Consider the following 13,432-nt stretch of genomic DNA (forward strand, 5'->3'; position numbering starts at 1 on the left):
CCCCCGCGGCTTCACCGACGGTTTCGCCGACGCAAGCGAAGAGGGCCGGTGTTTCACGTGAAACACCGGCCCTCTTCGCTGTTCGCCCTACTTCGTGTAGTCCTTCAGGCAGAGCAGGAAGTTGCTGCCGTCGCCGGTCTCCGTGTACGAGTACTGGAAGTCCTTGGCCTCCGAGGCGCACTTGCTCTCGGCGGTGAGAGCGGTGTACGAGCCCTTCACCTTCGCCAGCACCACGAACTCGGCGTCTGAGGAGCTGCAGTCGACGACCTCGAGGTCCGGGTTGTTGTCGTCGGCGCTGCCGCGGTGCATGCAGTCGCCGACGGCCGCCGTGTTGGCGTCGTCCTGGCTGGCTATGTAACCGCCGACGGCCACACCGACGACGATCACAGCGATGACGATGTTCTTGATCGTCTTGAAGCTGAGCTTGCGGCGCGCGGGCTCCGGCGGGGCCGGAGCGAACGGCGCTCCACCCGGCTGGCCGGCCTGCGGCGGATACGGTGCCTGGGGCTGCCCCTGAGCGAACGGGTTCTGGCCCTGGGGCTGGTTCTGCACGAACGGGTTGCCCTGAGGCGGCGGAGTAGACACTTGGGGGTCCCCCTTGAACATAGGTGCGTGGCGCGAATGAGTCGCGCCGTAAGACCCACGTAAGTTATCGGCCCGCACCGACAACGCCCCACCCAGATACCGCTCTGTGTCACTGATGTGACACTCTCCGCCGTTCAAAGCGGGCCATAGCCACAGCAACCGCTCCGTAGATAACGGCGACCGTTACAACGAGCGGCGCTGAGCGCCCGTCCGGTGGGAGCATCAGCGCGGCCATCCCGGCGGCGCCGACGAAGGCGACGTTGAACAGGACGTCGTAAACGGAGAAGATCCGGCCGCGGAAGCCGTCCGCGACGGAGGACTGGACGATGGTGTCCGTGGCGATCTTCGCGCCCTGGGTGGTCAGCCCCAGGACGAAGGCCGCGACCAGCAACGGGACGGTGGCGAACGGCAGCCCGAGGACGAGTTCCAGGGCCGCTGCCGCCGCGGCGCACACCACGATCCAGCGACCGGGCCCGAGTCGCGTCGCCGCCCAGGGCGTCACCACGGCCGCCGCGAAGAAACCGGCGCCGGAGATGCCCAGCGCCAGCCCCAGCAGGACGAGCCCGTCGTCCGTGTCGGAGGTCAGGGCGTACCGGCACAGCATCAGCACCGTCACGGTCAGGGCGCCGTAGCAGAACCGCATCAGCGTCATCGACGCCAGCGCCCAGGCAGCCTCTCGGCGCGGTGGTGCGGCGAGGTGCCGTACCCCCGCCACCAGGTCGCGGGCCGTCCCGGCGACCGCCGTTCCGAACCGCGGCCGCACCAGCTGCGGATCAGGTCCGAGCAGCGTCACCGCGATCCGCAGGGAGGCGAGTGCCGCGCAGAGGTACAGTCCCGCGCCCAGGAGCACCACGGCGGCATCGGAGTCCGAGATCAGCAGCCGTACGACGAAGGCGAGGCCGCCGCCCGCGGTGGCGGCGAGGGTGCCCGCGGTCGGGGAGAGGGAGTTGGCCATCACCAGGCGCTCGGCGTCCACGACGCGCGGCAGCGCGGCGGACAGTCCGGCGAGGACGAAGCGGTTGACGGCGGTGACGCACAGGGCGGAGACGTAGAACAGCCAGTCCGGGACACCGCTGATGATCAGCGCGGCCGTCACCGAGGCCAGTACGGCGCGCAGCAGATTGCCGTAGAGGAAGATCTGACGGCGGCGCCAGCGGTCGAGCAGGGCGCCCGCGAAGGGGCCCACCAGGGAGTACGGCAGCAGCAGGACCGCCATCGCGGAGGCGATCGCCGTGGCCGAGGTCTGCTTCTCGGGGGAGAAGACGACATAGGTGGCGAGGCCGACCTGGTACACACCGTCGGCGCCCTGGGAGAGCAGTCGTACGGCGAGCAGGCGCCTGAAGCCCTGGAAACGCAGCAGGACGCGTAGATCGCGGACGACGGCCATGGGCACAGCCTCACATACCGAAAGGGTCCCCGGGGCTTCGACCCGGGGACCCTCAACAGCTCACAGGGGAGCGGCTGGTCAGCGCTCGACCTCCCCCTTGATGAACTTCTCGACGTTCTCGCGGGCCTGGTCGTCGAAGTACTGGACCGGCGGGGACTTCATGAAGTACGAGGACGCCGAGAGGATCGGGCCGCCGATGCCGCGGTCCTTGGCGATCTTCGCGGCACGCAGGGCGTCGATGATGACACCGGCGGAGTTCGGGGAGTCCCAGACCTCGAGCTTGTACTCCAGGTTCAGCGGGACGTCACCGAAGGCGCGGCCCTCGAGGCGGACGTAGGCCCACTTGCGGTCGTCCAGCCAGGCGACGTAGTCGGACGGGCCGATGTGGACGTTCTTCTCGCCCAGCTCCCGGTCGGGGATCTGGGAGGTGACGGCCTGCGTCTTGGAGATCTTCTTGGACTCCAGGCGGTCACGCTCGAGCATGTTCTTGAAGTCCATGTTGCCGCCGACGTTCAGCTGCATCGTGCGGTCCAGGATGACACCCCGGTCCTCGAACAGCTTCGCCATGACGCGGTGCGTGATGGTGGCGCCGACCTGCGACTTGATGTCGTCACCGACGATCGGCACGCCCGCCTCGGTGAACTTGTCCGCCCACTCCTTGGTGCCGGCGATGAAGACCGGGAGGGCGTTGACGAAGGCGACCTTGGCGTCGATGGCGCACTGGGCGTAGAACTTCGCCGCGTCCTCGGAACCGACGGGCAGGTAGCAGACGAGGACGTCGACCTGCTTGTCCTTGAGGATCTGGACGACGTCGACCGGAGCCTCGGCGGACTCCTCGATGGTCTCGCGGTAGTACTTGCCGAGACCGTCGAGGGTGTGGCCGCGCTGGACGGTCACGCCCGTGCTGGGCACGTCGCAGATCTTGATGGTGTTGTTCTCGGAGGCGCCGATGGCGTCCGCGAGGTCGAGGCCGACCTTCTTCGCGTCCACATCGAACGCGGCGACGAACTCCACGTCACGGACGTGGTAGTCGCCGAACTGCACGTGCATCAGGCCGGGGACCTTGGACGCCGGGTCGGCGTCCTTGTAGTACTCGACTCCCTGCACCAGCGACGCGGCGCAGTTGCCGACGCCGACGATGGCTACGCGAACCGAACCCATTCCGGTTGCTCCCTGTGTGTACTCGGTGAGGCCCTGACGGGGACCTCACATGGCGGTGTCGTCGGGCGTATCCGGCCGGGGTTCGTCCCCCGGCCGGGGCAGGCCGCCCGTCGCTCCAGATGTGGTGTCCTGATGAGCGGACCCCCCGGTGGCGGTACCCCTGAGGTCCCGCCCGGCCCGCTCGCTCTCGATCAGCTCGTTCAGCCAGCGCACTTCGCGCTCCACGGACTCCATGCCGTGGCGCTGGAGCTCGAGTGTGTAGTCGTCGAGGCGCTCTCGGGTACGGGCCAGAGAGGCGCGCATCTTCTCGAGGCGCTCCTCCAGCCGACTGCGGCGTCCCTCCAGCACACGCATGCGTACGTCGCGTGAGGTCTGTCCGAAGAAGGCGAACCGCGCGGCGAAGTGTTCGTCCTCGTACGCGTCGGGGCCCGTCTGGGAGAGCAGCTGTTCGAAGTGTTCCTTACCTTCAGCCGTCAACCGGTAGACGATCTTGGCGCGGCGTCCCGCGAGGGGGGCCGCGGCCTCGGTGACGTTCCCCGGTTCCTCGATCAACCAGCCGTTGGCGACCAGCGTCTTGAGGCAGGGGTAGAGCGTCCCGTAGCTGAACGCGCGGAACACGCCCAGTGATGTATTGAGTCGTTTGCGCAGCTCATAGCCGTGCATCGGAGATTCGCGGAGCAGGCCGAGGACGGCGAACTCGAGGATGCCGGAGCGCCGGCTCATCGTTGCCTCCTCTCTGTCGCGGGGGTCCCGGGACGGTCCTTATCTCGCGCTGATGTATCGACTCGATACATCACGACGATAGAACGACGACTCTGGTGCGACAAGAGGGGGGATAGTGAACGGCGTCACATCACTGATTCGCCGGAAGCAAGTTGCCGGATTTGGGGTGAACTTCGGGGCTAGGTGGGTTTACAGGCTGCGTAGTCTGTGCGGCATGCACACCACCGGGAACCGAGTTGCGTCAGGGGGCGTCCCTGTCCCCGGTGCAGTACGGGTGAATGCGGTAACGGCCGCATCCGTACTTCGGGGGGACCGGAAACCAGCCGCCGTTTCCAGGCGCGCACAGGTGCGCCTGCCCGAGGAGTAGTCGTTCGATGAGCGAGCACCGTCGCAAACCGCCGCAGCCGCAGGGAGGCGGACGTGCCGCGGCCCGACGCGGCCAGTCCGGCTCGTCCTCCGGCCGCCGCGCGGCACCGCGAGGCGCCACCGGATCTCCTTCCGATGCGTATGGGGCGGGGCCCCACGGGGGCGAGGAGCGCCCCCTCGGTGGCCGCGCCGAAGCCCGCCGCGCCGCCCAGAGAAGCGGAGGGGGTCGCCGCAGAGGGGCCGACCCCGGCCGTGGCGGCAGGCGTGCCGCACCCGCGGGCCGCGCCGTCGACCCCGGTAAGAAGCGGCTGATCGACTACCCGCGCGCGGGTCGCTACGGCTGGCGCCGCTGGGTGCCCTCGTGGAAGCTCGTCTCCGGCCTGGGCGTCGCCTTCTTCGGCAGCCTCGTCGCCATCGCGGGCGTCGGCTACGCCATGGTGAGCGTCCCGGACGTGGCCCAGACGGCGACGGCCCAGAACAACGTCTACTACTGGTCCAACGGCACCGAGATGGTGTCCACCGGTGGGGAGACCAACCGCCAGATCATCAACCTGTCGCAGATCCCCAAGGAGATGCAGCTGGCGGTCGTCTCCCAGGAGAACAAGACCTTCTACACCGACAGCGGCATCGACCCGAAGGGCATCGCCCGAGCCATGTTCAACATGGCCCGCGGCGGCGACACCCAGGGCGGCTCGACCATCACCCAGCAGTACGTGAAGAACGCCATGCTGGACGACCAGTCGCAGACCGTCACCCGCAAGTTCAAGGAACTGTTCGTCTCCATCAAGGTGGGCGCGTCGGTCTCCAAGGACGAGATCATGGCCGGGTACCTGAACTCGGCCTACTACGGCCGCAACGCCTACGGCATCCAGGCCGCCGCCCGCGCCTACTTCAACAAGGACGCCATCGACCTCAACCCGGGTGAGTGCGCGTTCCTGTCGGCCACGCTCAAGGGCGCCACCTACTACGACCCCGCGGGCGCCACCTCCATCGACCCGGTCAACGCCACGCCGGAGAAGAACAAGAAGCGCGCCAAGCTCCAGATGCAGGACACCCTGGACAAGATGGTGGAGCTGGGTCACCTCGACGCCGCGACCCGGGCCAAGTACACCGACCTCCCCAAGGTGCAGAACCCGCGTGCCAACTCCGCACTCAGCGGCCAGACCGGTTACCTCGTCGACCTGGTGAACGCCTACCTGGTCAACAACAGCGACAAGACCGGCATCACCGAGCGCAGGCTCCGCGAGGGCGGTCTGTCCATCCACACGACCTTCGACAAGAAGAAGGTCGCGGCGCTGGAGAAGGCGGTCAAGAAGGTCGAGAAGGCCAACATCGACCCCAAGGAGCGCCCTGACACGGACACCCACGTCCAGTTCGGCGGGGCCTCGGTGGACCCGGCGACCGGTGCCATCGTGGCGATCTACGGCGGCAAGGACGCCACCGAGCACTTCACCAACAACGCCGACGTCACCGGCGCCCAGGTCGGTTCGACGTTCAAGCCCTTCGTGCTCGCGGCGGCGATGAGCTGGGGAGTGCGGGATCCCGACGGGCCCGAGGTCCAGCCCCAGGACGAACGCACCGTCGTCTCACCGAAGAGCCTGTACAGCGGCCAGAACAAGTTCAAGATCAAGAACTATGACGGAACGGTCTGGCACGACGAGAACGGCAAGGAATGGCTCCAGGTCAACGACGGTGACGAGTCGCGTGGCACCCCACCCGACTACAAGATCGACCTTCGTGAAGCGATGCAGTTCTCGACGAACTCCGCCTTCGTGCAGCTCGGCATGGACGTCGGACTGGACAAGGTGAAGGAGGCCGCGGTCAACTCGGGCATCCTGGAGAACAGCCTCGCGGGCTCCAACTTCCCGTCCTTCTCCATCGGTGTCTCCGACCCCAGCGCCATTCGCATGGCCGGCTCGTACGCCACCTTCGCCGCCAGCGGCAAGCAGCGCGACCCGTTCTCCGTCACCAAGGTCACCAGCAAGGACGGCCCGGTCTTCACCCACGAGGTGGAGACCGAGCAGGCCTTCACCTCCCAGGTCGCGGACAACGTCACCGATGTGCTGAAGACAGTGGTCGAGGCGGGTACCGGTACCAACGCCCAACTGCCCGGCCGTGAGGTGGCCGGTAAGACGGGTACGACGGACGACAACAAGTCGGCGTGGTTCGTGGGCTACACGCCTCAGCTGTCCACCGCGATCAGCATGTTCCGGTACCCGGACGACGAGACCATCAAGAACCGCACATTCCTGAAGATGTACGGAACGGGTAACCAGAAGTCGATCCACGGTGCCTCGTTCCCGTCGGAGATCTGGCAGGCCTATATGGCCGAGGCGCTGAAGGGCCAGCCGGCGAAGAAGTTCCCCAAGCCGGAGCCCATCGGGGAGATCGTCAACGACGTGGAGCCGTCGCCGAGTCCGTCGCCGTCGGTCAGCGAGACGGAGTCGGAGAGCCCCACGCCGACCCCGACGCCCACCAAGACGAAGAACAACACGCCCCCGCCTGTGGAGCCGACCGAGACCTGCACCACCTGGTGGAACTGCGAGGACGACGGCGGTAACGGGAACGGCAACGGTGGCACCGAGACCGGTGGCACGGAGGAATCCCCGACACCGACGGCGACAAGCTCGGAAACCGGCGATGACGGTGGTGGAGGAAACGGAAACGGCGGAAACGGCAATGGAGGCCTTTTCACAGGGACCTCCGGTTAGCCGCCAAATGACCCGGCACGGGTGTTTCACGTGAAACATGGGGCCGTCGCACTCACCAGGTGCGGCGGCCCTCGCCGTATTCCCAGGCGGGTACGGCAGGATGTGCCCCATGCCCAGTGCAGAATCGACACAAGCGAGCGAGCGCCAGACCGACCTGGTCCGTCCCACCGGGGTGGACGAGGTCGCCACAACCGGCAGTGAGCTGATTGGTGGCCCCCTCGGCAGGCGCGCCCTGCTCGGGACCTCCTGGTGGACGCCTGTACGGGTGATCGCGCTCGTGGCGGTCGGCATGTTCGCCCTCGGGCTGGTCCAGAAGGCGCCCTGCTACAACGGTGCCTGGTTCTTCGGTGCCAGCTCGCAGTACACGCACGCCTGCTACTCGGACATCCCGCACCTCTACAACGGCCGCGGATTCGCCGACGGTCTCGTGCCGTACTTCGACCGGCTCCCCGGCGATATGGAGTACCTGGAGTACCCGGTGCTCACCGGCGTCTTCATGGAAGTCGCCTCCTGGCTCACTCCAGGCAGCGGCAGCATCCAGGACCAGGAGCAGTGGTACTGGATGGTCAACGCGGGGATGCTGATGATCTGCGCGGTCGTCATCGCCGTCTGCGTCGCCCGCACCCACGCCCGGCGCCCCTGGGACGGTCTGCTCATCGCCCTCGCACCGGCCGCCGCGCTGACCGCCACCATCAACTGGGACCTGCTGGCCGTCGCGCTCACGGCCGCCGCGATGCTGATGTGGTCCCGCGGGCGTTCCCTGGCCTTCGGCGTCCTGCTGGGGCTGGCCACGGCGGCCAAGCTCTATCCCTTCCTCCTGCTCGGACCCCTGCTCGTCCTGTGCTGGCGCGCGGGCAAGTGGCGGGACTTCGGGAAGGCGTTGGCGGGCTCGGCCTTCGCCTGGCTGGTGGTGAACCTGCCGGTGATGCTGCTCGCCTTCGACGGCTGGTCGAAGTTCTACACCTTCAGCCAGGAACGCGGCGTCGACTTCGGCTCCTTCTGGCTGATCATGGCGCAGAACTCCAGCGACCCGCTGGACACCGAGATCGTCAACGCGCTCGCGATGTTCCTGATGCTGCTGAGCTGCGCGGGCATCGCAGCGCTGACCTTCACCGCACCCCGTCGGCCGCGCTTCGCTCAGCTGGCCTTCCTGATCGTCGCCGCGTTCATCCTCACCAACAAGGTCTACTCGCCCCAGTACGTGCTGTGGCTGGTGCCGCTGGCCGTCCTCGCCCGGCCCAAGTGGCGGGACTTCCTGATCTGGCAGGCCTGCGAGGTGATGTACTTCCTCGGCATCTGGATGTACCTGGCGTACACGACCAGCGGAGACGCCCACAAGGGCCTGCCGACCGACGGCTACCACTGGGCCATCGGCGTCCATCTGCTCGGCACGGCGTACCTGTGCGCCGTCGTCGTACGGGACATCCTCATGCCGGAGCGCGACGTGGTGCGCAGGGAGGGCGACGACGACCCCTCGGGCGGCGTACTGGACGGCGCCGAGGACGTGTTCGTGATCGGAGCGGCGGCCCATCAGCCCCGGCACGCGGTGCACGCCGGGGAGGGCCCGCAGGTGAACTGGGGCGCGCCAGCCGACGGAATCGATCGTTCCGCCGGGGATCGGTGAGACGGCGTACGTGGCGCGGAGGCCGTCCTCTCGAGGCACCGCGCAGGGCCGCTCAGGGACGACCGCGTGGGCCGTCCCCAGTTGCTGGGCGGGGCCTAGTGGTCCACCAGACGGTCGAACTGCGTGGTGGTGTGCCGGAGATGGGCCACCAGCTCGTCGCCGACCTTGGGCTCGGGCGCGTCCGAGGGCACGAACAGGATGGAGACCTGCATGTGCGGCGGCTCGGCGAACCAGCGCTGCTTGCCGCCCCAGACGAACGGCGACAGGTTCCGGTTCACCGTGGCCAGACCGGCCCGGGCGACGCCCTTGGCGCGAGGCATGACGCCGTGCAGCGCCTTGGGGGCCTCCAGGCCCACTCCGTGCGACGTACCGCCCGCCACGACCACCAGGAAGCCGTCTGAGGCCACCTTCTGCTGCCGGTAGCCGAAGCGGTCGCCCTTGGCGACCCGGGTGACGTCCAGGACGGCGCCGCGGTACTCCGTGGCCTCGTGGTCCCCCAGCCACAGCCGGGTGCCGATACGGGCCCGGAACCGGGTCTGCGGGAACTGCTGCTGGAGCCGCGTGAGTTCGTCGGCCTTGAGGTGGCTGACGAACATGGTGTGCAGCGGAAGCCGGGCCGCGCGCAGCCGGTCCATCCAGCCGATGACCTCCTCGACGGCGTCCGAGCCGTCGGTACGGTCCAGCGGCAGATGGATCGCGAAGCCCTCCAGGCGGACGTTCTCTATCGCGGCGTGCAGCTGCGGCAGGTCCTGCTCGCTCACGCCGTGCCGCTTCATCGAGGACATCACCTCGATGACCACGCGAGCCCCCACCAGGCCGTATACACCGTCGATCGACGACACCGACCGGATGACCCGGTCCGGCAGCGGCACGGGCTCCTCACCGCGCCGGTACGGCGTCAGCACCATCAGGTCCCCGCCGAACCAGTCCTTGATGCGCGCGGCCTCGTACGTCGTGCCGACGGCGAGGACGTCCGCGCCGAGCCGCGTGGCCTCCTCCGCCAGCCGTTCGTGCCCGAAGCCGTAGCCGTTGCCCTTGCAGACCGGGACGAGTCCCGGGAACTGCTCCTGCACGTGCTTGTGGTGCGCCCGCCAGCGCGCGGTGTCGACGTAGAGCGTGAGCGCCATGGCCGGACCTGGAACCTTTCTCGTGGCTGCGGTGTATCAGAAGTGTGGAAGCTATGGAACCAAACGGCCGCGGCTCAGCGGCGGGACATGTAGATGTCGAGCGCCTTGTGGAGCAGCTTGTTGAGCGGGAAGTCCCACTCACCGAGGTACTCGGCGGCCTCACCGCCCGTGCCCACCTTGAACTGGATCAGACCGAAGAGGTGGTCGGTCTCGTCCAGCGAGTCGGAGATGCCCCGCAGGTCATAGACGGTGGCGCCCAGGGCGTAGGCGTCGCGGAGCATCCGCCACTGCATCGCGTTCGAGGGCCGGACCTCACGGCCGATGTTGTCGGAGGCGCCGTAGGAGTACCAGACGTGACCGCCGACGACCAGCATCGTCGCCGCCGCCAGGTTCACGCCGTTGTGGCGGGCGAAGTACAGCCGCATCCGGTTGGGGTCCTCCGTGTTGAGGGCCGACCACATGCGCTGGAAGTACCCCAGCGGGCGCGGCCGGAAGTGGTCGCGCACGGCGGTGATCTCGTACAGCCGCTGCCACTCCTCCAGGTCGTGGTAGCCGCCCTGGACGACCTCCACGCCCGCCTTCTCGGCCTTCTTGATGTTCCGGCGCCACAGCTGGTTGAAGTTCTTGTGCACCTCTTCCAGCGACCGGTTCGCCAGCGGCACCTGGAAGACATAGCGGGGCTGTACGTCGCCGAAGCCGGCGCCCCCGTCCTCGCCCTGCTGCCAGCCCATCCGGCGCAGCTTGTCCGCCACCTCGAAGGCGCGGGGCTCGATGAAGTCGGCCTCGATGTCCCGCAGCCGCTTCACGTCCGGGTCCTGGATGCCCTTCTTGATGGACGTGGCGTCCCAGCGCCGGATGACCACCGGCGGGCCCATCTTCACGGAGAACGCGCCCTGCTGCTTGAGGTGGGCGAGCATCGGCTGGATCCAGTCGTCGAGATTCGGCGCGAACCAGTTGATGACCGGGCCCTCGGGCAGATAGGCCAGATAGCGCTTGATCTTCGGCAGCTGCCGGTAGAGAACCAGGCCCACACCAACCAGCTCGCCGGTCCGCTCGTCGAACCAGCCGAGGTTCTCGGAGCGCCATTCCGCCTTCACGTCTGCCCAGGCCGGGACCTGCATGTGACTCGCCGCCGGCAGGCTCTGGATGTACGCCAGATGCTGCTCGCGACTGATGGTCCTCAGGGTCAGGCTCATTCGGGGCGCTCCTCGGGCTGGTGTGTCCCCATGGGGTCAGGGGCTCCGGCTCTCGCGCCGAAGCCTACTGCGCCCTGCCAGCGCCCCGACTGGGCACACGGCACCTTGACCCCGGTGCATCGCCCACCGGAGTGCACCGGGACGTCATGGAAGGAAGGCGTCCGCGGATCCGGACGCCTCTTCGCTCAGCCGATCACACCGCCGAACAGACCGCCGTGTGCCATTCCCAGGAAGAAACCGACGGCCGAGGCGCCGAGCCCCAGCACGAGGCCGAAGCGTTCGCGGGTCGTCTCCGAGACCCACTGCCCGTACGCACCCGTCATGATCCCCAGCAGCCCGGTCCAGGAGCTGAGGATATGCAGGTCGTGGAACATCGCCGAGATGAAGGCCGTCAGTCCGAGAACCAGCGTCACCGCGAGCAGGGTGTCCTGGAGCGGATGACGCCTGCCGTCCGTGGCGAACAGAGAGCCGGCGGTGTTGGGTCGCATTGCCTGTGCCATGGGGCACCTCCTGCGGAAGACGGCGCACTGTAGCGCCATACACACCCGATGTGTACAGATTGACCGCCCTCAGGGGAGGATTTCAACCGGAAGCAGCTGTGCAGGTAGTCTGTACCGTCTGCACCGGTGTCTGTCCTCACCGGGTCGGTGACGCGTCAGGTACCCGTCCCCGCCCCTCTGGGAAACCGCCGATCGACCCCCGTTGTCAGTGGCGGCCGATACCGTTGCGTACGCATCACAACCCTCCTGCCACGGAACGACCGTGGCCGCTGAGTCCAAAGGAGGTGGGTTCCACATGCGTCACTACGAGGTGATGGTCATCCTCGACCCCGACGTCGAGGAGCGCGCTGTCTCCCCGCTGATCGAGAACTTCCTCTCTGTCGTCCGTGACGGCGGCGGAAAGGTCGAGAAGGTCGACACCTGGGGTCGTCGTCGTCTCGCGTACGAGATCAAGAAGAAGCCCGAGGGCATCTACTCGGTCATCGACCTTCAGGCCGAGCCTGCGGTCGTCAAGGAGCTCGACCGCCAGATGAACCTGAACGAGTCGGTCCTCCGGACCAAGGTCCTCCGTCCCGAGACCCACTGAGCCTCCGCTCAGCTGATCTCGGGATCCGAGTAGCAGCACCAGCAGCCAGCAGCAAACCCGCCGAGAGGTTCCCCCATGGCAGGCGAGACCGTCATCACGGTCATCGGCAATCTTGTCGACGACCCCGAGCTGCGCTTCACCCCCTCCGGTGCGGCGGTCGCGAAGTTCCGTGTCGCGTCCACTCCCCGCACCTTCGACCGTCAGACCAATGAGTGGAAGGACGGCGAGAGCCTGTTCCTGACCTGCTCGGTCTGGCGTCAGGCGGCGGAGAACGTCGCGGAGTCACTTCAGCGAGGCATGCGCGTCATCGTGCAGGGCCGTCTGAAGCAGCGGTCCTACGAGGACCGTGAGGGCGTCAAGCGCACGGTCTACGAGCTGGACGTCGACGAGGTCGGCCCCAGCCTGCGCAACGCCACGGCCAAGGTCACAAAGACCGCCGGCCGCGGTGGTCAGGGTGGTTACGGCGGCGGCGGTGGCGGCGGCCAGCAGGGCGGCGGCTGGGGCGGCGGCCCCGGTGGCGGCCAGCAGGGCGGTGGCGCTCCTGCCGACGACCCCTGGGCGACCGGCGCACCCGCCGGTGGCCAGCAGGGTGGCGGCGGTGGCTGGGGCGGCGGCTCCGGTGGCTCCGGCGGCGGCTACTCGGACGAGCCCCCTTTCTAGACCTTCGGGTCCCGGCCTTTGGGCCGAGGGTGGGCCGTATCCCAAACTTCTTGATCACACAGGAGAATCACCATGGCGAAGCCGCCTGTGCGCAAGCCGAAGAAGAAGGTCTGCGCTTTCTGCAAGGACAAGGTCACGTACGTGGACTACAAGGACACGAACATGCTGCGGAAGTTCATTTCCGACCGTGGCAAGATCCGTGCCCGCCGCGTGACCGGCAACTGCACGCAGCACCAGCGTGACGTCGCCACGGCTGTCAAGAACAGCCGTGAGATGGCGCTGCTGCCCTACACGTCCACCGCGCGCTAAGGGAAGGGTGACCGACTCATGAAGATCATCCTCACCCACGAGGTCTCCGGCCTCGGTGCCGCCGGCGACGTCGTCGACGTCAAGGACGGTTACGCTCGCAACTACCTGATCCCGCGGAAGTTCGCTATCCGCTGGACCAAGGGTGGCGAGAAGGACGTCGAGCAGATCCGTCGTGCTCGCAAGATCCACGAGATCCAGACCATCGAGCAGGCCAACAGCGTGAAGGCCCAGCTCGAGGGTGTCCGGGTCCGCCTGGCCGTCCGTTCCGGCGACTCCGGCCGTCTCTTCGGTTCCGTCACCCCGGCCGACATCGCCTCGGCGATCAAGGCTGCCGGTGGCCCCGAGGTCGACAAGCGCCGCATCGAGCTGGGCGCGCCGATCAAGAGCCTGGGCGCCCACGAGACGTCCGTGCGTCTGCACCCCGAGGTTGCCGCCAAGGTCAACATCGAGGTCGTCGCGGCCTGATCGTCGCACTCGGCTTGCACAGCTGAGAAGGG

At 67.7% G+C, this 13,432-nt stretch carries 13 protein-coding genes; 6 read left to right on the forward strand and 7 right to left on the reverse strand.

Annotated elements, in window-relative coordinates; genetic code table 11:
• Nucleotides 1-87: 87 nt before the first annotated feature.
• The 4 genes from KBY47_RS18155 to KBY47_RS18170 all read right to left on the reverse strand — a co-directional run bounded on the left by KBY47_RS18155 (nucleotide 88) and on the right by KBY47_RS18170 (nucleotide 3,856).
• Nucleotides 88-585, reverse strand: a complete 498-nt coding sequence (locus KBY47_RS18155; RefSeq protein ID WP_210922196.1) for a hypothetical protein — start codon at nucleotides 583-585, stop codon at nucleotides 88-90.
• Nucleotides 586-694: 109 nt separating this feature from the next.
• Complete coding sequence (locus KBY47_RS18160; protein WP_210922197.1) at nucleotides 695-1,972, reverse strand: MFS transporter; 1,278 nt, start codon at nucleotides 1,970-1,972, stop codon at nucleotides 695-697.
• A gap of 78 nt (nucleotides 1,973-2,050) precedes the next feature.
• Nucleotides 2,051-3,133 (reverse strand): inositol-3-phosphate synthase, encoded by a 1,083-nt coding sequence (locus KBY47_RS18165; RefSeq protein WP_210922198.1) that lies wholly within the window; start codon nucleotides 3,131-3,133, stop codon nucleotides 2,051-2,053.
• Between the two features lie 45 nt (nucleotides 3,134-3,178).
• Nucleotides 3,179-3,856: a PadR family transcriptional regulator gene (locus KBY47_RS18170; RefSeq protein WP_210922199.1), complete on the reverse strand. Its 678-nt coding sequence runs from the start codon at nucleotides 3,854-3,856 to the stop codon at nucleotides 3,179-3,181.
• Nucleotides 3,857-4,230: 374 nt separating this feature from the next.
• On the opposite strand from KBY47_RS18170, the gene KBY47_RS18175 reads away from it, so the two are divergent.
• Entirely contained in the window at nucleotides 4,231-6,933 is a 2,703-nt protein-coding gene (locus KBY47_RS18175; protein ID WP_210922200.1) for a transglycosylase domain-containing protein, read from the forward strand.
• 100 nt (nucleotides 6,934-7,033) lie between these two features.
• Complete coding sequence (locus KBY47_RS18180; RefSeq protein ID WP_210922201.1) at nucleotides 7,034-8,557, forward strand: glycosyltransferase family 87 protein; 1,524 nt, start codon at nucleotides 7,034-7,036, stop codon at nucleotides 8,555-8,557.
• Between the two features lie 95 nt (nucleotides 8,558-8,652).
• Here KBY47_RS18180 and KBY47_RS18185 read toward each other — a convergent pair whose 3' ends face one another.
• The 3 genes from KBY47_RS18185 to KBY47_RS18195 form a co-directional block, all read right to left on the reverse strand.
• Nucleotides 8,653-9,684, reverse strand: a complete 1,032-nt coding sequence (locus tag KBY47_RS18185; RefSeq protein WP_210922202.1) for an alanine racemase — start codon at nucleotides 9,682-9,684, stop codon at nucleotides 8,653-8,655.
• Nucleotides 9,685-9,758: 74 nt separating this feature from the next.
• A complete protein-coding gene (gene femX / locus KBY47_RS18190) occupies nucleotides 9,759-10,880 on the reverse strand; it encodes a peptidoglycan bridge formation glycyltransferase FemX (protein ID WP_210922203.1) in 1,122 nt (373 codons plus the stop codon).
• A gap of 185 nt (nucleotides 10,881-11,065) precedes the next feature.
• Entirely contained in the window at nucleotides 11,066-11,380 is a 315-nt protein-coding gene (locus KBY47_RS18195; protein ID WP_210922204.1) for a hypothetical protein, read from the reverse strand.
• Nucleotides 11,381-11,675: 295 nt separating this feature from the next.
• On the opposite strand from KBY47_RS18195, the gene rpsF reads away from it, so the two are divergent.
• The 4 genes from rpsF to rplI all read left to right on the forward strand — a co-directional run bounded on the left by rpsF (nucleotide 11,676) and on the right by rplI (nucleotide 13,400).
• Nucleotides 11,676-11,966, forward strand: coding sequence for a 30S ribosomal protein S6 (gene rpsF, locus KBY47_RS18200; protein ID WP_003991486.1), 291 nt, complete (start codon nucleotides 11,676-11,678; stop codon nucleotides 11,964-11,966).
• A gap of 75 nt (nucleotides 11,967-12,041) precedes the next feature.
• Entirely contained in the window at nucleotides 12,042-12,626 is a 585-nt protein-coding gene (locus tag KBY47_RS18205) for a single-stranded DNA-binding protein (protein WP_210922205.1), read from the forward strand.
• Nucleotides 12,627-12,698: 72 nt separating this feature from the next.
• The gene (rpsR, locus tag KBY47_RS18210) at nucleotides 12,699-12,935 is read left to right on the forward strand and encodes a 30S ribosomal protein S18 (RefSeq protein WP_003949403.1); all 237 of its coding nucleotides are present in this window, start codon (nucleotides 12,699-12,701) and stop codon (nucleotides 12,933-12,935) included.
• 18 nt (nucleotides 12,936-12,953) lie between these two features.
• Complete coding sequence (gene rplI, locus KBY47_RS18215) at nucleotides 12,954-13,400, forward strand: 50S ribosomal protein L9 (protein ID WP_210922206.1); 447 nt, start codon at nucleotides 12,954-12,956, stop codon at nucleotides 13,398-13,400.
• Nucleotides 13,401-13,432: the final 32 nt, after the last annotated feature.

It is taken from the genome of Streptomyces sp. B93, assembly GCF_018070565.1.
Lineage (GTDB): Bacteria > Actinomycetota > Actinomycetes > Streptomycetales > Streptomycetaceae > Streptomyces.